The 23,068-nt window shown below is 47.8% G+C and carries 20 protein-coding genes; 11 read left to right on the forward strand and 9 right to left on the reverse strand.

Going from position 1 to position 23,068, the window contains the following annotated elements:
• Positions 1–2: 2 nt before the first annotated feature.
• Positions 3–1,355: a serine/threonine-protein kinase gene (locus tag L3V37_RS08555; RefSeq protein ID WP_237306168.1), complete on the reverse strand. Its 1,353-nt coding sequence runs from the start codon at positions 1,353–1,355 to the stop codon at positions 3–5.
• A 219-nt stretch (positions 1,356–1,574) separates the two neighbouring features.
• Between L3V37_RS08555 and L3V37_RS08560 the strand changes: the two genes are divergently transcribed.
• The 4 genes from L3V37_RS08560 to L3V37_RS08575 all read left to right on the forward strand — a co-directional run bounded on the left by L3V37_RS08560 (position 1,575) and on the right by L3V37_RS08575 (position 4,573).
• Positions 1,575–2,582: a substrate-binding domain-containing protein gene (locus tag L3V37_RS08560; RefSeq protein WP_005379123.1), complete on the forward strand. Its 1,008-nt coding sequence runs from the start codon at positions 1,575–1,577 to the stop codon at positions 2,580–2,582.
• 55 nt (positions 2,583–2,637) lie between these two features.
• Positions 2,638–3,573: a LysR family transcriptional regulator gene (locus tag L3V37_RS08565; RefSeq protein WP_005379132.1), complete on the forward strand. Its 936-nt coding sequence runs from the start codon at positions 2,638–2,640 to the stop codon at positions 3,571–3,573.
• Positions 3,574–3,842: 269 nt separating this feature from the next.
• On the forward strand, positions 3,843–4,247 hold the full coding sequence (locus L3V37_RS08570) for an SMR family transporter (RefSeq protein ID WP_005455212.1): 405 nt from the start codon (positions 3,843–3,845) through the stop codon (positions 4,245–4,247).
• Positions 4,244–4,573: an SMR family transporter gene (locus L3V37_RS08575; RefSeq protein WP_005478614.1), complete on the forward strand. Its 330-nt coding sequence runs from the start codon at positions 4,244–4,246 to the stop codon at positions 4,571–4,573. Before L3V37_RS08570 ends, L3V37_RS08575 begins: the two co-directional genes overlap by 4 nt.
• 74 nt (positions 4,574–4,647) lie before the next feature.
• Here the strand turns inward: L3V37_RS08575 and edd are convergent, their stop codons facing one another.
• Positions 4,648–6,444, reverse strand: a complete 1,797-nt coding sequence (gene edd, locus L3V37_RS08580) for a phosphogluconate dehydratase (protein ID WP_237306169.1) — start codon at positions 6,442–6,444, stop codon at positions 4,648–4,650.
• Positions 6,444–6,968, reverse strand: a complete 525-nt coding sequence (locus L3V37_RS08585) for a gluconokinase (RefSeq protein WP_053349770.1) — start codon at positions 6,966–6,968, stop codon at positions 6,444–6,446. The genes edd and L3V37_RS08585 overlap by 1 nt, the downstream gene beginning before the upstream one ends.
• Before the next feature lie 153 nt (positions 6,969–7,121).
• On the opposite strand from L3V37_RS08585, the gene L3V37_RS08590 reads away from it, so the two are divergent.
• Both L3V37_RS08590 and L3V37_RS08595 read left to right on the forward strand, forming a co-directional pair.
• Positions 7,122–8,498 (forward strand): GntP family permease, encoded by a 1,377-nt coding sequence (locus tag L3V37_RS08590; protein ID WP_012841240.1) that lies wholly within the window; start codon positions 7,122–7,124, stop codon positions 8,496–8,498.
• Between the two features lie 9 nt (positions 8,499–8,507).
• Positions 8,508–9,119, forward strand: a complete 612-nt coding sequence (locus tag L3V37_RS08595; protein WP_025624148.1) for a bifunctional 4-hydroxy-2-oxoglutarate aldolase/2-dehydro-3-deoxy-phosphogluconate aldolase — start codon at positions 8,508–8,510, stop codon at positions 9,117–9,119.
• A 105-nt stretch (positions 9,120–9,224) separates the two neighbouring features.
• On the opposite strand, the gene xapA is transcribed toward L3V37_RS08595, so the two are convergent.
• Positions 9,225–10,049, reverse strand: coding sequence for a xanthosine phosphorylase (xapA, locus tag L3V37_RS08600; protein WP_237306170.1), 825 nt, complete (start codon positions 10,047–10,049; stop codon positions 9,225–9,227).
• 121 nt (positions 10,050–10,170) lie between these two features.
• Between xapA and L3V37_RS08605 the strand changes: the two genes are divergently transcribed.
• Positions 10,171–11,076 carry a LysR family transcriptional regulator gene (locus L3V37_RS08605; RefSeq protein WP_025611398.1) on the forward strand — a complete coding sequence of 302 codons (906 nt, stop codon included), beginning with the start codon at positions 10,171–10,173 and terminating at the stop codon, positions 11,074–11,076.
• An 81-nt stretch (positions 11,077–11,157) separates the two neighbouring features.
• Here L3V37_RS08605 and gorA read toward each other — a convergent pair whose 3' ends face one another.
• Both gorA and L3V37_RS08615 read right to left on the reverse strand, forming a co-directional pair.
• Positions 11,158–12,513 (reverse strand): glutathione-disulfide reductase, encoded by a 1,356-nt coding sequence (gorA, locus tag L3V37_RS08610; RefSeq protein ID WP_005379157.1) that lies wholly within the window; start codon positions 12,511–12,513, stop codon positions 11,158–11,160.
• Positions 12,514–12,772: 259 nt separating this feature from the next.
• Positions 12,773–13,612, reverse strand: a complete 840-nt coding sequence (locus L3V37_RS08615; RefSeq protein ID WP_130544880.1) for a 23S rRNA (adenine(2030)-N(6))-methyltransferase RlmJ — start codon at positions 13,610–13,612, stop codon at positions 12,773–12,775.
• Positions 13,613–14,011: 399 nt separating this feature from the next.
• Here L3V37_RS08615 and prlC point away from each other — a divergent pair, with 399 nt between their 5' ends.
• Positions 14,012–16,054: an oligopeptidase A gene (gene prlC, locus L3V37_RS08620; protein ID WP_017635033.1), complete on the forward strand. Its 2,043-nt coding sequence runs from the start codon at positions 14,012–14,014 to the stop codon at positions 16,052–16,054.
• Between the two features lie 66 nt (positions 16,055–16,120).
• Here prlC and asnC read toward each other — a convergent pair whose 3' ends face one another.
• The gene (gene asnC, locus L3V37_RS08625; RefSeq protein WP_005389595.1) at positions 16,121–16,585 is read right to left on the reverse strand and encodes a transcriptional regulator AsnC; all 465 of its coding nucleotides are present in this window, start codon (positions 16,583–16,585) and stop codon (positions 16,121–16,123) included.
• Between the two features lie 113 nt (positions 16,586–16,698).
• On the opposite strand from asnC, the gene L3V37_RS08630 reads away from it, so the two are divergent.
• The 3 genes from L3V37_RS08630 (at position 16,699) to L3V37_RS08640 (ending at position 21,452) form a co-directional block, all read left to right on the forward strand.
• Positions 16,699–19,824 (forward strand): EAL domain-containing protein, encoded by a 3,126-nt coding sequence (locus tag L3V37_RS08630; protein WP_213905861.1) that lies wholly within the window; start codon positions 16,699–16,701, stop codon positions 19,822–19,824.
• A gap of 89 nt (positions 19,825–19,913) precedes the next feature.
• Positions 19,914–20,693, forward strand: coding sequence for a class I SAM-dependent methyltransferase (locus L3V37_RS08635; protein ID WP_053349765.1), 780 nt, complete (start codon positions 19,914–19,916; stop codon positions 20,691–20,693).
• A gap of 186 nt (positions 20,694–20,879) precedes the next feature.
• On the forward strand, positions 20,880–21,452 hold the full coding sequence (locus L3V37_RS08640; protein WP_213871805.1) for a hypothetical protein: 573 nt from the start codon (positions 20,880–20,882) through the stop codon (positions 21,450–21,452).
• 68 nt (positions 21,453–21,520) lie between these two features.
• Here L3V37_RS08640 and L3V37_RS08645 read toward each other — a convergent pair whose 3' ends face one another.
• Both L3V37_RS08645 and uspA read right to left on the reverse strand, forming a co-directional pair.
• Positions 21,521–22,399 carry a carboxylate/amino acid/amine transporter gene (locus L3V37_RS08645; RefSeq protein WP_213905862.1) on the reverse strand — a complete coding sequence of 293 codons (879 nt, stop codon included), beginning with the start codon at positions 22,397–22,399 and terminating at the stop codon, positions 21,521–21,523.
• Between the two features lie 64 nt (positions 22,400–22,463).
• Positions 22,464–22,889 (reverse strand): universal stress protein UspA, encoded by a 426-nt coding sequence (gene uspA / locus L3V37_RS08650; protein ID WP_005379165.1) that lies wholly within the window; start codon positions 22,887–22,889, stop codon positions 22,464–22,466.
• Positions 22,890–23,068: the final 179 nt, after the last annotated feature.

Consider the following 23,068-nt stretch of genomic DNA (forward strand, 5'->3'; position numbering starts at 1 on the left):
CCTTATTGGTTGGTGCTGTCCTTAGACGCACAATTTGGCTGACAACTCATCGGTGTAGTTAGGTGCTTCTCTGGCACCGGTGTCATCATCGCCAACAACATTTTTTGTTTTATATGTTTGGGGATATCTGGGTTAGAGAGTATCCGCCTTCGTGTTAACTCCATCATGGAGTTCACTGAGAGATGTTCGACATTTTGCCCCTTCGCGTGGAAGATGAGGCGAGTCATTTCGTACATCATATCTTCTGCAATCTTCTTCTCTTGTTGCAGCTGGATATTCTTTTGCATCATGGCGCTGCCAAATAACACACCAGAGAGCACAATGATGCCTGACAATACCGAAGCAAGGGGACGTCGCTGTACCAAGCGAAAGGCGCTATACAATGGCCAGTTTTTTTTCTGCTCGATTGGACGGCGTTCGATAATTCGTTCGATATCAATGCGCAATGCTCGAACATTGATATATCGCATTTGAGTGGCAGGACGCGTTGCGCGTCTTATCACCCAGTAAACATCAGACCAAATTGTTGGTGATGGAAACATCAAAGCGAGAATTTTGCCCAAGGAGTACACGTCGCTTTGCTCTGTTAGAACCAGTCCTGCTTGCTGCTCTGGGCTGGCAAAATTTTGGCTAAACGCAATCAGCGCTGAGGGTGAATCTTCTCGGTTGGAGTGCGCTTTTTGAGTCAAGTTGAAGTCAAGCAGCTTGGGACGCTTGCTACGATCAATCAGTATATTTTCTGGTTTTAGATCGGCATGCAAAACCTGGTGCTGGTGGGCGTGCTCCATCGCCTGGCAGATCTGCTTAAACAACAGCAGCTTCTCCGTTTTTTCTAGCTTATTTTCAGATAGATACTCATCCAAAGTTTGACCAAACACCCGCTCCATCACGATGTAAACCGAATCTTGATGGAGACCGCCGTCAAACACTTTCGCGATGTAAGGATGGTTTAGACGCGCGAGAAGTTGAGCTTCATCGAAGAGTGCGCGTTGCCCTAACACATTGCTCAAATTGCTTTGAATAAACTTGATAGCCAGATCTTGCTCGAACGTTTCATCTGCACGTAGAGCGGCGTATACGACACCCATGCCACCACGCCCCAACTCATGAGTTAGGCGGTACTTACTGATGATTTCTCCGCTTAGATCGACGTCTTGGTTCGTTGCCTGATGAGCACCAAAATAAAGTAACTGCGTTAGTTGTTCTTCCGGTGTCTCGTTGGCTAAAAGAGGAACGAGTTGTCGATACAGCTCAGGTTGACTTTGTTGCAATGCTTGGAGGTATTGCTGCTTTTGGGAGTCGTCCAGATCAAGCAGGTGGTAGTAAATCTGGGTTTCGCTAGAGCCTAACTGCACTGTGACTAATGTCTTATTCTTTTAGGTACGGCATTTTATAAGAACTTTGATATAAATGTCATTTATTTATTCGGTTTTGATTCACAATCCATGAAACGCAATTTGATGGCTAATGGAGTAATAACGTCATGATTTTGCGAATTATTTTCACTGAGCTTGTCGGCAGAGAGTCTATTCGTCATAATGTTACTTGTAACATTACTGATAAATCACATATTTATGGCTCAACAGAATAAGAAAACTCGTACGACATTGCAGGATGTCGCAGACCAGGTTGGCGTCACGAAGATGACCGTTTCACGCTATATGCGTAACCCTGAATCGGTGGCAGAAAAGACTCGGGCCAAGATTGCGACTGCGATTGAAGAGATGGGTTACATCGAAAACCGTGCACCGGCGATGTTGTCAAAGTCCTCCAGTAAAGCCATTGGTATTTTACTGCCGTCTTTGTCCAACCAAATTTTTGCTTCCTTTGTTCAGGGCATAGAGATGGTGACCAAAGCCAATGGCTATGAGACGCTTTTAGCGCATTTTAGCTACGATGAGCTTGAAGAAGAGCGCAAGATCGCGTCATTACTCTCTTATCAAGTCGATGGGCTTATTCTAACTGAAAGCCATCACACGCCGCGTACATTACAGATGATCAAAAATGCGGGCATTCCGGTGGTCGAAACCATGGAACTGCCATCGGAGCCGATTGATATGGCGGTTGGACTCGATCATGAAGATGCGTCGTACACCGTGGTTAAGCAGATGCTAGATACGGGGAAGCGTACAATCGTCTATTTTGGCGCGCGTCTGGATACGCGAACCAAATTGCGGATGCAAGGTTATGATCGCGCGATGACAGAAGCAGGGTTAGAACCCAAACATGTATTAACTGGTGATCATTCTAGTTTTTCTTTAGCGCATGATTTGCTCGAACGCGCACTGGAAATGCACCCAACGCTCGATGGGGTGTTCTGTACCAACGATGACATCGCAATTGGCACCATGCTGAGTGCGCAGCAACGTGGCATTCAAGTTCCACAGCAATTGGCAGTGGCGGGCTATAACGCGCTGGATATCGGTCAAACCATCAGCCCGAAACTGACCAGCGTTGATACGCCGCGTTTCCAAATTGGTGTAAAGAGCGCAGAGCTATTAATTGCGCGCCTGAAAGGCGAAACGCAAGAAGAAAAAGTCTTCGATATGGGGTATCAGATCACGTCGGGAGAGAGTGTTTAACTAATTGTTAACTGCTCTTTGTATTCGCTCATCAATGGTATTGGTAGGTTAGGGTATGGCACATCAGCTGGATGCATTGGATCTCAACTTAATGCGTTTATTAAAAGCCGTGGTGGAAAACCGCAGCATCAAGCTGGCCGCAATGCAGCTTGGCATTTCTCAACCGAGCGCCAGCCGTGGCGTGATGAAGTTGAAGCAAGTGTTTGATGACCCGCTTTTTGTGCGTAAAGCACATGGGGTAGAGCCATCACCCATGGCGATTCGTCTCGCCGCCGAGTTCGACAATATGGTTGCACCACTGGAAAAAGTGGTGCAAGAATTTGAAGTGTTCGACCCACTGCAATACCAAGGGCAGATTGCGATTGTAACTGACCCTTATTTGATGGATGAACAAGGGCAGCGACTGCTCACTGGTTGTCATCGAGCCTTTCCCAAAGCGCACTTTGCCTTTTCCAGCTGGAATACTTACTCGCACGATGAAATGCTAGAAGGCGAGCACGATTACTGCATTCTTGACCAAGAGACCGAGCTGTCGAAAGACATTTACATGCGCCCGTTATTCGTTGAAAAACGAGTGATTTTGGCGCGCAAAAACCACCCAACGTTGTCGAAAGTCAGCAATGATTGGGACACGGTGTCCAAACTACCACTCGTCTCGTTGCCTGCGCCTGCATCATATAAACCGCTTTGTACCGTGGAGTCCGAGTATCGACGTATGGGTTATGAGCCAGTAGTGTTACTGAAGTCCTATAATTTGCGTTTGGCTTGCCAAATGTTGCAAGAAACCGACGCGATTATGTATGCCAGTCAAAGCTCGGCATTGTTGATGCCGGAACTCGCGTCTTACGCAATGCCACCCGTTAATCGTGAGTTTAGCCAGTTTGTTGTCTCTGGCGGTTTCCTTCAAACCAACCGCAACCATCCTTTGCACAGACACCTACATAAAGTGGTGCGACAAACCCTCAACACGCCGCTGATTTTTACGCAATGACGTCACCTGATGGCATCGGCTGAATGAGAGAGTAGATGCTTTAACCTTATCAATATTATGTGATTACATAGACAACTTACTTCTTAAGATATTCAAAAATGAATATCTCAATTACCTGTCTCTTTTTCCTACCCAGCGCTAACCTTATCTCAAATAGTCAGGAGAAGTGGCTCATTTTTATCTTTTTAACTTTTTGAATGTCGATACAGGTACGCGACATTCACCATTCTCCGTTATGCATTTTTTTTATTTCTGATGGAGGATTAATCATGCTAGTTGCACGTCTATTTTTATTGCTCGCCATCGTTGCCGAAGTGGCTGGTACAAGCACTATGTCTCTTATCGGACAAGGGCACGGGTGGTGGGGCTACATCGTAATGTATGTGCTGATCGCAATCTCTTACTACTTTCTCGCGTTTGCCGCGAAGAAAATATCGATAGGTGTGGCATACGCTGTCTGGGAAGGGTTGGGTATCTCGTTGATCACCGTGGTGTCGATCATCGCCTTTGATGCCAACTTAAACCATCAAGAGCTGTTTGGTTTGATGTTAGCCGTTGTCGGCATTGTGTGTGTGACTTTAGGGGAATCACATGATCAACCTAACGCCGAGAAAAACGCCGATAAACCGGCAAAAGAACGTTCATTTTCTGCTAGTACAAGGTGCGAATCATGAGTCAATTTTTTACGATGTCATTTGGATTTGTCGTGATGGCTGCCTTGGTCGATATCATGGCCAATATGGCGCTGACACGCTCAAAAGGTTTTAAATACAAAGGCTGGGGCATTGCGGCGATTGTGTTGGTACTGACAGCATTCACGCTGTTGGCACAAGCGGTTAAAGAGATCGACTTAGCCATTGCTTACGCCTCTTGGGGCGCGATCGGTATCTTGGGTACCGCAGTGGGTGGAGCCTTGCTGTTTAAGCAGAAACTCAAGCCAATCGGCTGGTTTGGTATCTTTGTGGTGATTGCTGCGGTCGTGGTGATGAAAACCGCTTAATCAAGCCAAACAAAAACAACGAAGACAAATACAAAGAGCGGAGTATCAAACTCCGCTCTTTTTGTTTTTCTGGCTTACACAATGAAGCTTGCGCCTTCTTCTGCGCTAGAGACGTTTTGGCGGATCACGCTAAACAAGCCTCGTCCCCAAGTTTGTTGGGTCGATTCGGTATCGAAATGAATCAACTCGCGACCAGTGGTATCGCTTAAGTTGTTCAGTTCGCCCGTTTGGCAATCCAGACGAATCAAATCACCGTTGCGCACCAAACCAATCGCGCCACCACGAATGGCTTCTGGAGAAACGTGAATCGCAGACGGAATTTTACCGGATGCACCAGATAAACGACCGTCCGTCACTAGCGCGACTTTAAAGCCCGCTTTTTGCACGTTACCTAAAATTGGCATCAGCTTGTGCAGTTCAGGCATGCCGTTTGCCGCTGGGCCGTTGTGTGTGACCACAACGATGCAATCTTTGTTCAGCTCGCCACGTTTGTACGCGGCTTCCACTTCGTGTTGGCATTGGAATACGATCGCTGGTGCCACAATCACGCGTTGCTCTTCTTTTACCGCAGACACTTTCACCACGGCTTTGCCCAAGTTGCCAGTCAGTACGCGAGTGCCGCCAGTGTTTTGGAAAGTGGCGTCTGGTTTGGCGATCACGTCACCGTCTTGGCTTCCTTGGCACGGTGTCCAAGTCAGTTGGCCATCGACAAGGCTCGGCAGCGTCATTTGGTCTTCAAATTCACCAAACACGGGTTTCACATCGCGATGCAAAAGCTCGGATTGGTTCAAGCGGTGCAATAACGCGGGCACGCCCCCCGCGTCTTGGAACGCGTTCATATCGGCTGGGCCGTTCGGGTAAACGCGAGCTAACAAAGGAACCACATCCGACAGATCGCTGATGTCTTGCCACGTGAGCAAGATGCCAGCAGCACGCGCCACGGCGATCATATGAATGGTGTGATTGGTACTGCCGCCAGATGCGAGTAGAGCGATGATGCCGTTGACCAAGCTCTTTTCTGTGACCACTTCTGCCAACGGACGGAAGTGTGCAGAACCCGCCGTCATTGAGGCGATTTTCAGAGCCGCGTGATCGGTTAACGCTTTACGCAGTTGGGTATGGGGATGGATGAATGCCGAACCTGGCAGCATCAAGCCCATGGCTTCGAACACCAACTGGTTGGTGTTGGCTGTGCCGTAAAACGTACACGTCCCCGCAGAGTGGTAAGCGCGACACTCCATATCCAGCAGAGCGTCTTTGCCGACTTCTCCCGCTGCGTATTTTTGGCGCACGTCGACTTTCTCTTCGTTGCTGATGCCCGTAGCCATCAGACCCGCTGGTACAAACGCAGTCGGCAGGTGCGCGTAAGACAGTGCGCCCATCAGTTGCCCCGGGGCGATTTTGTCACAGATGCCAAGCAGTAATGTGGCATCAAAGACATTGTGGCTCAAAGACAACGCCGTTGATTGCGCAATTAAGTCACGCGAAAACAGCGACATATCCATGCCTGCTTGACCTTGAGTCACCCCATCGCACATCGCTGGCACACAACCTGCGACTTGCGCTGTATGTCCGTAGTCCGCCAGCACTTTTTTGATTTGTGCTGGGTAGTCTTGGTACGGCTGGTGGGCGCTCAACATGTCGTTGTAGGCGCTGATCAGCGCGACATTGGCATGAGTAAAATCGAGAATATTTTTCTTTTCAGAAGAGCAAGAAGCGGCGACTGCATGGGCTAAGTTACCACAAGATAAACCAACGCGGCCTTTGCCCGCTTCTGCTTGCACTTCGGTGCGAGCAAGAAACGCAGCGCGCGCTTCACGGCTGCGCTCGGTCAAACGCTGTGTGACCTCAAGAACAACAGAGTGAGTCATTACGCCACCTCGATCGCTTGCATTTTGATTAGCTCAGCGGCAGAGCGTTCCACCACGTCGCTGATGTCTCCGTCGATACTGACGATCAGAGTTTGAGGCTCGTTGTCTGGGCGCTCTAGTGTCTCGAATTGGCTCTTCACCATGTTTTCTTTCATGAAGTGGCCTTTGCGCATACGCATGCGATTAAGGATCAACTCCATATCGCCATCAAGGAACAGGAAGGTCACGTTGTTGTTGCCTTCGCGGATCTGATCGCGGTAAATCTTTTTCAGTGCTGAACAGACAATAATGCCGTGTTCGTTTTTGCTTTCTAGGCTGTACGCCGCATCACGAATGCGTTCTAGCCATGGCTTGCGATCATCATCGTTCAGAGGCTGGCCCGAAGCCATTTTCTGAATGTTCGCTCGTGGATGAAGATCATCACCATCAATGAATTTACGCCCTAGCTTTTTCGCTAGATGCTCACCAATTGTGCTTTTACCACTAGCACAAACGCCCATAACGATGACACTACTACCAGCCATAACTTATCCTCATAACCAAATTTGCGCGTGATCTCAATTTTTGAATTCACTTTAAAATATGGGTTTATCTTATTCATGTTATCGGTAACATGTTACCGGTAACTGAAATAAATGTGAACCATAACACAAACAATAATTCTTAAAGGTGAACCTATGGAGCAATTAACCCAAGCCCCAGATCCTACGTTCCTACTGACGATTGCAGGCCTTGCCATTGCAGCGTTACTCGTTCTGATCATTAAACTGAAAGTCCATGCTTTTGCTTCCCTTACTATGGTGAGTTTAGGTACGGCAATCGCCACTGGCGTTCCTTCAGAGAAAGTCGTATCGACCATGATGGGCGGCTTCGGCGGCACGCTGGCTTCCGTGGCATTGCTGGTTGGTCTCGGTGCGATGATCGGTAAAATTCTTGAAGTGACTGGCGGTGCGAAAGTGCTGGCAGACACTTTGATTGGTCGCTTTGGTAAAGAGCGCGCACCATTTGCTTTGGGCGTCGCTTCATTACTGTTTGGCTTCCCAATCTTCTTCGATGCTGGCCTTGTAGTGATGATGCCAATCATCCTAAGTGTGGCGGCTCGTTTTGGTGGCTCACCAATTAAATACGCGTTGCCTGCAGCTGGTGCTTTTGCGGTTATGCACGCGTTTGTTCCACCACACCCAGGTCCGGTTGCAGCGGCAGAATTCCTTGGCGCAAACATCGGTCTGCTATTGGTGGTGGGTATTTTGGTTGCTATTCCAACTTGGTACCTTGGCGCTTACCTATTTGGTTTGTACGCGGGCAAAAAATTCGATATCCCACTATCTAAAGCCTTCTTTAATGGCGAAGCAATGGTGGATGAGCGCAACGCACCAAAATTTGGCACGGTTATGACCATCCTTGTGCTGCCAGTCCTGCTAATCTGTTTGGATACGGTATTGAACACACTGGCGGTTGCGGGTGTGATTGATGGCAAAACGGCACTGGTTGAGTTCCTACGCATGCTAGGTAAAACCCCAGTTGCGTTGCTGATCACTTTGATTGTCTGTCTGGCTGTGTTTGCCAAAGACTACGGCATGGCAAAACTAGAAAAATTATGTGGTGAGTCATTGGCTCCTATCTGTGGTGTTATCCTAGTAACGGGTGCAGGTGGCATGTTTGGCGGCGTACTGCGTTCAAGTGGTATCGGTGATGCACTGGCTGACGTTCTTACAGATACAGGTATGCCTGTGATTGTGGCGGCGTTTGTTATTTCAACCTGTCTGCGTGTTGCTCAAGGCTCGGCAACGGTAGCGCTCACCACTACGGCAGCTCTTATCGCGCCAGTTGTGGCTGCATCAACAGGTTTGAGTGAACTCGACCTTTGCTTTATCGTAATCGCGATTGCGGGTGGTGCAACGGTACTGTCTCACTTCAATGACTCTGGTTTCTGGTTGGTATCTCGTTTGCTTGAGATGGATGAGAAAACCACATTAAAAACTTGGACGGTAATGGAAACGTTACTTGGCGGTATCGCGTTTATTATCGTCGCAACATTAAGCTTTATTCTTTAGAGGTTCCCCATGACAACACTTGAACAACGATTAAGAGATATCAAAATCGTCCCAGTTATCGCAATCAACGACGTAGCACACGCTCTGCCACTGGCAAAAGTGTTGGTAGAAAACGGTTTACCATGTGCGGAAGTGACATTCCGCACCGAAGCGGCGGCGGAGTCGATTCGCATCATGCGTGAAGCGTACCCAGAATTGTTGATTGGCGCGGGCACCGTTCTGACCACAGAACAAGTGGATATCGCGATCGAAGCGGGCGTGGACTTTATCGTTAGCCCAGGCTTCAACCCAACCACAGTGAAATACTGTCAGCAACGTGGTGTGACTATCGTACCGGGTGTAAACAACCCAAGCTTGGTTGAGCAAGCGATGGAAATGGGTCTGCGTACGTTGAAGTTCTTCCCTGCTGAGCCATCAGGCGGCGTAAACATGCTGAAAGCACTCACGGCGGTTTACCCAGTGGAATTCATGCCAACAGGTGGCGTGAGCCCATCCAACGTGGAAGATTACCTAGCGCTGAAATCGGTTGTGGCTTGTGGCGGTACTTGGATGGTGCCAACCGCAATGATGGACAACGGCGATTGGGAAGGCATTGCTGAATTGGTTCGTGCAGTTAAGTAAAACGCACAAACGGCTCCGAAATACCCCCGAGCGTTAGAAAACGTGACACAAAAAAGGGTCATCAAGTTACTTGATGACCCTTTTGCTTTTGGGAATGAAACGGCTTTAGAAGTGATGCTTCATAAAGCGCTTAATAAAGCGAATGAAATCTGCTTCGGCTAGCTTCGCGCACTTCAATGTTTGGGCGTGAGACAATTCTACATCTCCCAAGCCTTCTGCCATGTTGGTGATCGCACATACTGCCAATACGGGTAAGCCGCAATGCGCCGCAGAAATCACTTCTGGCACGACCGACATGCCCACCACATCACCACCGATGATTTGCATCATGCGGATTTCGGCTGCGGTCTCAAAGTTGGGGCCTGTGTAAGAGACAAACACACCTTCATTCAGGTGAATGCCATTGGCTTTGCCGACTTCAAACGCTTCTGCGCGCAGGTCTTTGTCGTACGCATTGGCGAGGCTGAAGAACCTCGGGCCGTACTCTTCATCATTCGGACCGATCATTGGCGATTCAGGCATGGTATTGATGTGGTCATGAAATACCACCAGAGAACCGACGTCGATGCGTTCAGGGCGAAGTGAGCCTGCCGCGTTGGTGACGAGCAAAAACTCACAGCCCAGCTTTTTAAAGGTGCGCACGGGCGTGGTCATGACCTTCATTGAGCCGTGTTCGTAGTAGTGACCGCGACCTTTCATGCACACTACGTCTACGCCGTCCATGGTACCAAGCACCAACTCACCAGAGTGGCCTTGCACGGTACTAACCGGAAAGCCTTCGAGCTCTTCGTATGGAATGACCACTTTGTCTTGTAGTTCGTCTGCCAATACGCCTAAGCCAGAGCCTAAAATAAACGCCGCTTTAGGTTGGAAGTTTGGTTTTCGTTCGCGAATGGTTTGTAGCGCGCCGATTACTGGATCGTGATTCATGTTAGTCACCTTCTGGTTGTGTGTTGATTCCATTGTGTGACTTTCTGCGCTGGTTATCTTTGCTTTATTCGCTACTATCATCCTTAAAAAGAGGATGATGAAATTCGCTAGGACTCAATGCATGAAGTCAGAACCATTTGAGCGCGTGACGCTGAAGATGCTGCGTTACTTTTACGAGGTCGCACAAACCAAGCATTTCACTAAGGCGGCTGAGAATCTCAATATCACCAATTCGCCGTTGAGCAATCGCATCAAAGAGTTGGAAGAGGTGCTTAACGTCAAACTGTTTGAGCGTGATTCAAGAAACGTCATGCTGACGGAGGCCGGACGATTGTTGGAGTCCAAATGCCAACTGATTTTTCAGACCTTGGATGTCTCACTCAATCAAGTGCAGCAAGTGGGATTGAACCAGAGAAATATCTTGCGAGTTGGTGTGGTAAGTAGCGCATTTTGGGGCGGATTTGATCGTCTGTTGCAGGGCTTCCATGCTGAGCATGACACTTATCACGCCGACATTTTTGACCTCAACCCAGAGACGCAAAAGAAGCATCTGAGTGAGAAGAAAATCGACGTGGGCATTGTACGTTTTGCCGATGCACTCAACATTTATCCGTATCAGTCGGTGTCTTTGGGCAAAGATGTGTTTGTGGTGGCGGTGTCGGAGCAACATGAGTTAGCCAGCAAATCTTTGCTGCGGCTCCAAGATTTAAAGACGTGTGAGTTTGCGTTTATGAGCTTGGCGAATTCTGCCTCGGCAAACTTCATCATCAATGCCTGTCTGCAAGAAGGCTTTTCACCCCATATTGGCAAACAAGTGGTGGAGCCAAGCACCTTGATGGCGTATGTGGCAAACAGCAATACCGTGACGTTGGTGCCGTCGACGTTTTCTCAGCATCATTGGCATGGGATTCGTTTTATCAAGCTGAAAGAGTCACTGCGTGCAGACTTGTGTCTGATTCATGATGGTAAGCAAGAGAGTGCTATTAAAGCCGAGTTTATTCGCACATTATTAGAGAATGCGAGTTAAGCATGGGCTAACAAAAAAAGGTCATCCTAAGATGACCTTTTCAAATGATTCGCTGAAATCAGCAATGCGATTAGCGCGTAATTAACGCATCGTTACGAACTCTTCTGAGCCCGTTGGGTGGATAGCCACAACAGAGTCGAAGTCTGCTTTGGTTGCGCCCATCTTCATTGCTACGCCGAAGCCTTGGATCATTTCATCTACCGTGAAACCGATGCCGTGCAGACCAACAACCGTTTCTTCTTCGCCCGCACATACAAGCTTCATCTTACATGGTTGACGGTGCTTAGTAACGGCGGTGTACATCGCCGTAAAGCCAGACGTGTAGACTTTGATATTGTCTTTGCCGTACTTCTCTTCCGCTTCTTGCGTCGTTAGACCGATAGTGCCGATTGGTGGGTGGCTAAATACCACAGTTGGTACCAAATCGTAGTCCATCTTCGCGTTTGGTTTGTTGTTGAAAAGACGTTCAGAAAGTTGACGACCCGCTTTCACTGCTACTGGCGTTAGCTCGATACCGCCTTCCATGATGTCACCCACACAGTAGATGCCTTTCACGTTGGTTTCTTGGTATTCGTCTACCTTGATGTAGCCTTTTTCGTTCGTTGCCACGCCGGTTGACGCTAGGTTGATTGCGTCTGTTGCTGGGTGACGACCGATTGCCCAAATCAGTTGGTCAACGTTTTGGCTTTCACCGTTTTCTAGGTGCAGAGTTAGGCTGCCATCGGCTTCTTTTACCACTTCTTTTGGTACAGAGTGGGTGTGCAGTTTTGGACCTTCTGCGTCCATCACTTCAACCAATGTATCGATGATCATTGGATCGAAGCTACGCAGTGGTGACTCTTTACGTACGAACAGGTGCGTTTCTGTACCTAGCGCGTGCAGTACGCCAGCAATTTCAACTGCGATGTAGCCTGCGCCAACAACCGCAACGCGTTTTGGTTGCTCTGCTAGGTCGAAGAAGCCGTTTGAATCGATGCCGTATTCAGCGCCTGGAATGTTTGGAATAGTAGGACGACCACCAACCGCGATCAGGATGTGATCTGCTGTGTAGTGTTCACCGTTTACTTCGACAGTTTTTTCGTCAACAAACTTAGCAAAGCCTTTAATCACGTTTACTTTATTGTTGCCAAGAACGCGATCGTAAGATTGGTGAATACGACCAATGTACGCCTGACGGCTCTCAACCAGTTTGCTCCAGTCGAAACCTTTCACGTCGACATCAAAACCGTAATCTTCTGCGTACAGGTTCATTGCTTCTGCGATTTGCGCGCCATGCCACATCACTTTTTTCGGTACACAACCTACGTTGACACAGGTACCGCCAAGGTCTTGAGCTTCGATTAGCGCAACTTTCGCGCCGTACATCGCCGCACGGTTTGCAGATGCGATGCCGCCACTGCCGCCACCGATACAGATATAGTCAAAATGAGTCGCCATTACTTTCTCCAAGAGCTTATAAATTTTATCTGGTACATAGATAGATTGGGATGACCTTGTCCGAACTCAATGCCACCGTTATCCCACTATCATAAATCGAATTCGACTAATTCCTAAATGGGAAAAAGCGACAATACTTATGACAAATAGCGATGAGAGGCACAAAAAGAAGAATAAGCACGACTGGAGGGAGAAGGTGAGAGCATAAAAAAGCGCAACGAGAATATCGTTGCGCTTGAAGATATCGGTACTGAAGTGCTTACTCTGGCACAATCCAGTCCACTTTCCAGTGGCCAGTTGCTGGTGCGATCGCGCCTTGCAGGAATGGCAGAATCTCTTTCATCTGGCTTTCCAGTTTCCATGGCGGGTTAATCACAATCATGCCGGATGCCGTCATGCCGCGCTCGTTGGTATCTGGTGCAACACCTAACTCGATTTGCAGAATTTTACGAATGCCCAGTGCTTCCAAGCCTTCGATCATATCTTCGATGTCGTGACGGTTTACCACTGGGTACCAAATCGCGTAGATACCGGTTGCCCAACGTTTATGGCTCTGATGAATCGCTCGTACCACATCGCGGTACTCTTTCGCGAGTTCGTATGGTGGGTCAATCAGCACCAAACCACGACGTTCTTGTGGCGGTAAGCTTGCTTTGAGGCGTTGGAACCCGTCCTCTTTGAAGATGCTCACTTGGCGATCACGATGGAATTCTTGCTCTAACAATGGGTGATCGGCCGGGTGCAACTCGGTCAGCACCATGCGATCTTGTGGGCGGATTTGCGCGCGCGCTACACGTGGTGAGCCTGGGTAGTAACGCAGCTTCTCGCCGTTGTTGAGCACTTTAATGGCATCGATGTAGCTTTTGATGTCTTCAGGAATGCTTGGGTTATCCCAAATACGTGCGATGCCTTGTTTGTATTCGCCCGTTTTTTCAGACCATTCGTGAGTCAGATCGTAACGGCCCACACCCGAGTGGGTATCGTGATAAACGAATGGCTTATCTTTTTGTTTCAGCGCATCAAGAATGAGGCTTTGAACGATGTGTTTGACCACGTCGGCATGGTTGCCAGCGTGGAAGCTGTGGCGGTAACTTAACAAATTAAACTCTCGAAACACTCTTTGGCTGAGTGTGGTCTGTGATTTTCACTCTATGGCGGTATTATACTCAAGTAACTTAAAGATGTAGAACTTCCAATCAAATCTGTTCCTCTGATAAGGGGACGCTATTGAAATTTCTTTAAGTCACCCACACTTACTATTGGTAATCGAATTGAACTAGGTGAGTTTCTCGCACTCAAAAGGGTGTGAAATTTCATTTAGGTATAACAAGACTCAAGGACAGAGTAGCGCTGGTTGACTATATGATGGTCATCGCGGCATAGAGAAAGGGAACGGAGCTCCCCCAATCCATGTTGCTGGCTCGTCTGTACATTGAGTTGGCCTATCTACACAAAATAGACAGGCAATCACAGAGTCAAAACACAAAAGGAATTATTCATGTCTAATCCTCTTCTGACGTTTACGGACCTACCTCCGTTTTCTCAAATTAAACCAGAACACATCAAGCCTGCCGTTGAGCAAGCGATTGCTGACTGCCGAGCAAAAATCGATGAAGTTCTACAAGACAACGCTCACCCAACTTGGGACAGTGTGATTGCGCCAATTGAAGAAGCGGATGATCGCTTAAGCCGCATCTGGTCGCCAGTGGGTCACATGAACTCGGTAGTGAACAGCGAAGAGCTACGTGAAGCTTACGAAAGTTGCCTACCAATTTTGTCAGAGTACGGCACTTGGGTTGGTCAGCACAAAGGGTTGTACGAAGCGTACAAAACCATCAAAGCGAGCGAAGAATTTGCAACGTTAACTCGTGCCCAGCAGAAAACCATCACTGATGCACTGCGTGATTTCGAGTTATCAGGCATTGGTTTGCCATCCGATGAGCAGCACCGTTACGGCGAGATCAGCAAACGTATGTCTGAGCTGAGCTCTAAATTCTCTAACAATGTGCTGGATGCCACCATGGGTTGGACCAAGCACATCACAGACGAGAAAGACCTAGCAGGTATGCCAGAATCGGCGCTGGCAGCAGCGAAAGCTGCCGCAGAAGCAAAAGAGTTAGATGGTTACCTCATTACGCTAGATATCCCATCTTACCTACCTGTCATGACGTACTGCGATAACCAAGAGTTGCGTAAAGAAGTGTACGAAGCGTACGTGACGCGCGCTTCTGATCGAGGTCCAAACGCAGGCAAATGGGATAACTCAGAAATCATTACTGAGCAGCTAAAACTGCGCCATGAAATTTCACGTATGCTAGGTTTCAATACTTATAGTGAAAAGTCGTTAGCAACAAAGATGGCTGAAACGCCGGATCAAGTGCTGGGCTTCCTGAATGACCTAGCGACACGAGCGAAACCGCAAGGTGAACGTGAAGTCGAAGAGTTACGTCAGTTTGCGAAAAGTGAGTTTGGTGTTGAAGAGCTGAACGTTTGGGATATCGCTTACTACAGCGAGAAACAAAAGCAGCACCTGTTCCAAATTTCGGATGAAGAACTGCGCCCATACTTCCCAGAGTCAAAAGTCGTGAGCGGTCTGTTTGAAGTGCTAAACCGCGTGTTTGGCATGACCGTTACTGAGCGCGAAGGCGTAGACACTTGGCATGAGTCCGTGCGCTTTTTCGATATCTTTGATGCTGAAGGCACACTCCGTGGCAGTTTCTACCTAGATCTCTACGCTCGTGAACACAAACGTGGCGGCGCGTGGATGGATGATTGTCGTGGTCGTCGCGTTACGCTATCTGGCGAGCTGCAAACGCCGGTTGCGTATCTAACGTGTAACTTCAACCGTCCAGTGGGCGACAAACCAGCACTGTTCACGCACGATGAAGTCGTGACGCTATTCCATGAGTTTGGTCATGGAATCCACCACATGTTGACGCAAGTTGATACAGGTGCTGTTTCAGGTATTAATGGCGTGCCTTGGGATGCGGTTGAGCTACCAAGTCAGTTCCTAGAAAACTGGTGTTGGGAAGAGGATGCGCTGGCGTTCATTTCTGGTCACTATGAGACAGGTGAGCCGCTACCTAAAGCGATGCTAGACAAAATGCTCGCAGCGAAAAACTTCCAATCTGCGATGGGTATTTTGCGTCAGCTAGAATTCGGCTTGTTCGACTTCACGCTTCACACCGAATATGACCCTGAAGTGGGTGCGCGTGTACTGGAAACTCTGGCGAAAGTGAAAGAGAAAGTCGCGGTAGTTCCTGCGGTTGAGTGGGCGCGTTTCTCACACAGCTTCGGCCATATTTTTGCTGGTGGCTACAGTGCGGGTTACTACAGCTACCTGTGGGCTGAAGTGCTGTCGTCAGACGCGTATTCTCGCTTTGAAGAAGAAGGCATCTTCAACAAAGAGACGGGTCTAAGCTTCCTGAACAACATCCTAGAAATGGGGGGCAGTGAAGAGCCAATGGAGCTGTTTAAGCGCTTCCGTGGCCGCGAGCCACAAATCGATGCACTGTTGCGCCATTCGGGTATTGCGGCGTAAATTGAGCAAAAAACATCAAGGCCAACCGTTCGGTTGGCCTTTTTTGTACAGTTTTTATAAAAAATTTTACGGATTTACGTTTCGGTTGATCGGGTTCTGCAACGATATCAATGTCTCCGTGGACTGAACCTCATCAATGGCTTGCAGCTTGTCGATCAGTACAAATTGCAGCTCTTCAATCGATTTGCACATCAATTTGACGAATATGTTATACGCGCCCGTGGTGTAGTAAGCTTCAACGACTTCGTCGAGCGCGTTGAGTTTTTCTAACGCGGAGTGGTAATCACGAGCTGCATTGAGGTTAATACCAATAAAGCAGCACACATCGTAGCCAAGCTTTTTGGTATTGATGATCACCTCCGTTCCCTCGATGATGTCAGCCGACTTCATCTTCTCGATACGCACATGGATAGTGGCAGGGCTGACATCGAACTGCTTTGCCATTTCTGCGTAGGGCGTTCTGGCGTCAGCCATCAGTGTTTTTAATATTGCGCGGTCAAGGTCGTCGAGTTTCGGCAGGCTCGCATTCATACTATGATTTCCGTTAGGGATAGAGTTTTACCTCCCTTTTATACTCATAGCGGATAGGATTCACAAGGTTTGGCAGGAGTAACTGCGGGTTAACTCCGAGCTATGGAGATAATGTGCAGCGTTTTCTGGTTATTGCCGCGCTATGTTGGAGCGCGTTTGCTACGGCCTCAGATCCGAAGGTGTTGGTCGTGCACTCCTATCATCAGGGTTTTTTCTGGACGGACTCCATACAGCGAGGCATCGAGCAACAGCTGGGCGATCGAGCGTTGGACATGCGTGTGCTTTATCTAGACTCGAAACGTAACCAGAATGAGCAGTTTTTTGCACAACTAAAATCCTTATATCTTACGAAATTACGCAAAGAGCGATTCGATGCCATTTTAGTGAGCGATAACAATGCGCTTGAACTCATGCAGCGTTTAGCCCCAATCATCAAAGACACCCCAGTTATATTTAACGGCATTAATAACTACCATCCTTCTTTACATCGTTCTCTGAATGCAACCGGAGTCATGGAAGATGTCGATTTGGAAGCGAATCTCGCTCTTATTGAGCGCTTACATCCGAACTACACACAAGTTCTCATCGTCAGTGACCACTCGGTGACCGGTGAGGTGTTGCGTTATCAAATCGACAATTTTGTCCTCAAGTTCCCGCAATATCGAGACAAAATCGTACAACTTGTCCCAGACAGCATCATCGATCTAAAACAACAAGTCGCAAAACTGAGTTCCGATAAAGTCGTCTTGTTCTGGACCTATTACCGAGATAAACAAGGTATGGTTGGCAGCGAGCGTGACTGGGTTGGTGTCAACAAAGTCTCAAACGCGCCGCTGTTTATGGTGCATGACATTGGTTTGGGTCATGGCGCAGTTGGAGGGGTTATTCAAAGTGGTTATCGGCATGGTATTGAGAGCGCAGAGATGCTTGAGTTCGTTTTGGATAACCCTGATCAGCCTCTGCCTGCGGTGAAAAAAAGTGATTCTGAAATAAAGCTCGATTACCAAGCGGTAGCGCGTTGGGGATTGGGGGCTGAACAAGAGGTTTCTGCGGTATTTTTTAATAAGCCAATGAAGCTTTCTGAACGTTTTGCCAAGGAAATTCGCCTGTTTGGTAGCCTGTTTGTGGTGATGTCGGTGGTCATTTTGCTGATGGGTTATTATTTACAGCGGATGCGTCGAAGTGAGAGCGCTGCGCGAGAAAGCCAGGCTATTCTAGAATCGATTTTCGATCAGAGCATGCAGTATATGGGCATTTTGGATGCCAACGGTGTGCTTAAATCGGGCAACGATCACCTTCAATCCTTACTTTATCACCAAGGACTGCGTTTAGACCGACCACTTTGGTTTCACCCCAACTGGAGTGAAAAAGCACAAGCGTTGCTTGAGGAGTATTTCCACGCGCCTCACCATCAAGTGTCGACGTTTGAAGCTGAAATTTGGAGTAAAGAACACGGCGCCTTGGTATTAGAAGTTTCGCTCAAGCCTTTTTCTCAGCAAGTAGGGAATCATAAGCAATACTTGTTTGAAGCGCGCGATATTACCAGTCGTAAATTGATGGAGGACAAGCTCTACCAACGTGAGTCAACCCTACGCAACTATTATGAGCAGCAGCCCGTGATGATGGTGACGCTTGATAGCAATAACCGAATTCAAGAAGTGAATCGATTTGCTCAACTACTTCTTGGCTACAAACCGATGGACATGCTCGGACATCGCCTGAGGGAGTTCTATTTTGATGACAAAGTGCTGTTCCCTCGCCAAGTGTTATTGCAACCCAACCAGCAAGTGCATGGTGTTTGGCGACGTGAAGTCGAGTATCGTCATGCAAATGGTCATCGTGTTTGGGTGCGCGAGAATATTCGTCCGCTGAGTGAATCTGAGCAACTGCTGATTGTGGGCGAAGATATTACCGAAACCAAACTGCTCTCCGAGAAATTGGAATACCAAGCTCGCTATGACTTACTGACGGGGACTTACAACAGAAACCATTTTGAACTAGAGCTTAAGACCGCACTGTGCGAAGTGGACAGCCATCGTCGAGTCCACGCCATGTTGTACCTCGACTTAGATCAACTAAAAGTCCTCAATGATACGGTTGGGCATGATGCAGGTGATGCGGCGATTCAATTCTGCGCCAGTATGCTGGAAGGCGTTCTGCCGTACAATTCCATCTTGGCTCGAATGGGAGGCGATGAGTTTGCGGTGTTACTCAAAGACTGTGACGAATATGGCGCCATCAATATTGCCAAACTGATCATCTCGACACTAAGCGAACACCTCTTTATTTGGGAAGACACACGCCTGTTCATCAGTTGCTCAATTGGTATCCGTATCATCGATCATACCGCTGATACGCCACAAATGGTGCATGCTCAAGCAGACTCTGCTTGTCACGCCGCTAAAGAGCAAGGCCGTAACCGCTATAATCTATTCAGCTTAGATAACGAAGAGTTGCAGCGTCGTCAGATGGAAATGCAGAGCGTCAATTTGGTGCATGAGGCATTGTCGAATCAACGTTTAGAACTGTTTGCTCAACCGATAAAAAGCTTACAAAAGCACGAGACTCAAATGTATTTTGAGATTTTGGTGCGTATTCGCAATGGGTACGGTGATTATGTTTCTCCTGCGCTGTTTATCCCTGCTTCCGAGCGCTACAACATTGCCCATTGGATTGATAAGCAGGTTATTACTCAAACGCTAGAGTGGTTTGAACAGCGTCCTGAGGTGATTGAACAGCTTGGTCGCTGTTCGATAAACCTTTCAGGTCAATCTATGGGGAATCAAGAGTTTATTGACTTCTTATTGGAGCGATTGGAAAGTTCGACTCTGCCGTGTGAAAAAATCTGCTTAGAAATCACCGAGACAGCGGCGATGAGCAATCTGGATCAAGCCATTGAGCTGTTTACCAAGCTAAAGTCTTTGGGTTGCATGATTGCATTGGATGATTTCGGATCTGGATTGTCTTCATTTGGTTACTTAAAGAAACTTCCTGTCGATATCGTGAAAATTGATGGTCTTTTCGTGCAAGATATCAACGTAAATGAAATGGACCGCGTGATGGTTCGTTCAATCAATGACTTGGCGAAGCAACTAGGCAAAGTGACGGTGGCGGAGTTTGTCGAAAATGACCAGGTCATGCAGCATTTGATAGACCTCGGTGTGGACTACGGCCAAGGCTACGGTATTGGCCATCCTAAGCCGCTTTCTGAGCTAGTGGAGCAACTGACGGCTGTATAACCTCTGCGTAGCAAGCTCAACCTAGCATTAATAGGTAACTTAGGTATACACTCAGCGCCAGTTACCTCGATTTTTATTGGAGCCTCCTTTTGCAACTGCAATTGATCTGTGAAAACCCGTCTCAACAATCTCATCTTGATGAACTCGCTGCGCGTTGGCAGCTTTCACACACTGACGATAGCGATTTTGCTTTGGTGCTAACCACCGAGCGTTTGGAGCTACGTAAAGTGGATGAGCCAAAGCTGGGTGCAATCTTTGTGGATTTGATTGGTGGTGCGGTCGGTCATCGTCGCAAGTTCGGTGGTGGTAAAGGCCAAGCAATTGCGAAAGCGGCGGGTTTGAACAAAGGGGCAACGCCAACCGTGTTAGACGGCACGGCAGGTCTTGGTCGTGATGCGTTTGTGCTCGCCTCGCTAGGTTGTAAAGTGCAGATGGTCGAGCGCCATCCAGTCGTAGCCGCTTTGTTAGATGATGGCTTGGCTCGAGCGAAACAAGACTCCGAAATTGGCACCTGGGTATCTGAGCGCATGTCGCTAATCCATGCTTCTAGCCATGATGCGCTGGAACAATTGGCGCAAGATAAAGACTTTGTCCAGCCAGATGTGGTGTATCTTGACCCGATGTATCCGCACCCAGAAAATAAAAAGAAGTCGGCGCTCGTGAAAAAAGAAATGCGCGTTTTCCAATCGTTGGTTGGCGCCGATTTGGACGCCGATGGCCTACTAGAACCAGCCATGGCGTTAGCCACAAAGCGTGTAGTAGTTAAACGCCCAGACTATGCTAACTGGCTGAACGAGAAAAAACCGACCATGGCGATTGAAACGAAAAAAAATCGCTTCGATGTCTACGTTAAAGCATCGATGGCATAACTTCCTGATGGCTCAACTTTTCTTGTCACAGTACGGTGTGTCGTGCTGTGACTCAGCCTCTCTTTCCTCGTCTCTATTGATAGTTTTCTCTTGCTAATTCCCTTCCCTGACTGTATATCTAACTAAGAATTATTATTATTTCACTTGTTGTGATGCGGTCGATAACTGGGAAGCTGGAGTAGTAGAATGGCTAAACGTTTATGTAAAATGAGTCGCAAACAGATCGCGGCAGAACTTGGTGATATCCATCGTTTAGTTGTCGCACCAAAATTCGTTTGTCGTTCTTGCGCACGCTCTTCATCGGCCAAAGATACCCTTTGTAAGCCAGCCGCAATTCCTCCACAAAAATGCCAAGACAAGCCACTGAGTGAGCAACAAGCATGTGGCTTATTGGTTGAAGCTCTGCCATCACAAGCGATTCCAGTGACCACTAAACAAAGCAACGAAAAAGCCGCGATTGTGAAGCGTGTTGTTGAGCGTGTGAAAGAGAAAAAACAAGCCGAAAAATCTCTGGAGCCAGTAAGAGCCGACGCAGCAGTATGGTTTGATTTAGCGGATAAAAAATCGCTCAAGAAAGCGAAAAAAACACTGAAAAAGCACTATAAGCAGCAAAAGAAGTTGCTAAAAGTGGCGAAAAAACAACAAAAGTTACTTAAGCGTCAGCGCAAGCTTGAAGCGCGCAATGCGAAACTAGAAGTGCTGCTGCCAACGCCACCTAATGCTTTGATGAACGCAATCTCACAAGCCAAAGTGCATTAATCAAACAAAAAACGCTCTCCAGTCGGAGAGCGTTTTTTATTGTCGAAATGTTTATAGGATTAGCTGCGTTACTTATTGGCGTAACTCATCTCTACGCGCTTTTTCACCCAGGTTTCGTTAATCCATAGGGATAGCATGATGATCGCACCGCCAATGGCGAGTCGCATGACATCAACATCGCGGTTCCAAATCACAATGTTTACAATCAAGCCCGCCGGAACCAATGCATTGTTCATTACTGCCAGTGCCCCTGCGTTCACCATAGTCGCGCCTTTGTTCCAAGCAAAGTAACCAAAACCAGAAGCAATCAACCCAAGGTATGTCAGAATGCCCCATTGCGTTGTAGTGGTTGGTAGTTTGTCGAGGTTACCCATGAGCGCGAAAGCCACGGTTGCTACACAAAGTGCACCTAAGTAGAAGTAGCCAAACACGGTGTGTTGTGGCAAATTGACGGGTTCACTCTCCATGATATATTTGTAGCCCACCTGACCGATGGCAAAGCAGAGGTTTGCTCCTTGTACGACCAAAAAGCCCAGTAGGAAATCTTCATTAATGCCTGCAAATTTAATCCAGGCGGCACCAAATACGGCTATTGCTGCGGTAACTAAGTACCAAGGTGAAAAGCGACCTTTCAAGAAGTCATAGATTAGCGTGACGTAAATGGGTGTGAATACGGTGAACAGCAATACTTCTGGCACGGAAAGGAGCAAAAAAGATTGGTAGTAGAAGCAATACATCAAACCGAGCTGGAAGCCACCGACGGTCATCAGTTTTGCTATCAGGGATTTGCTAACGCCACGGAATTTCAAAAAGGGAATGAAAACCAGGCTCGCCAGTGCCACGCGCATGAACACCGAGAACCAAGAATCAACCTGACCGGCGAGGTAAACGCCGATCAGGCTAAATGAGAATGCCCAAAGTAGGGTAACTGCGGATAGATAAGCCATGGATGAGAATCTTTATCAACAACAAATGTGCCCGCAGTCTAACCAAGTTTTATCGTTGCGCCAATCAGTCTTTTAGCGGTACGACCAGCATATCGACTGGTGAGCAGTTAATAAGCTGTCGAGTCGAAGATAGAATCTTGCTCCAGAAATCTTGGTGATGACCACAAACCACCAAATCGATACTGTAGTCTTGAATGGTATCGCACAGCTCATTACTCAAATCGCCACTACCGACTAAAGTATGGGCAATTGGGTATTGCGCATATTCTGCGAAGTTTGCCAATTGTGTGCGCGATGCTTCCATTGCTTGATGTTGCGCTTCTGCCATATTGATATCGATAAGCCCGGTGTAGAGTTCTGCGTAGTTCACGTCGATGTGAATAAAAGAGACTTTCGCATCCAGAGGTTTAGCCAGTGATACGGCTTTCTTAATCAACACTTTACTGTCGTCTGAAAGGTCGACTGCCACAAGTATGTGTTTGTAACTCATATTGCTATCTCCTTGTAAGGTCATAGTTTTAGATTAGCACCAACCCCAAAAAAAATTTGCTGAAGTGATCTCATATCGGTGCCGTAGGTACAAAGTCTTGTCTCAGTAATCATGTTATAGTGGCGTTATACCCAAGTGACTTTGATATGCTGAAATAAGCGTAGTGTTACTGACTAGAG

Source organism: Vibrio sp. D54 (genome assembly GCF_021728075.1).
Taxonomy (GTDB): domain Bacteria; phylum Pseudomonadota; class Gammaproteobacteria; order Enterobacterales; family Vibrionaceae; genus Vibrio; species Vibrio alginolyticus.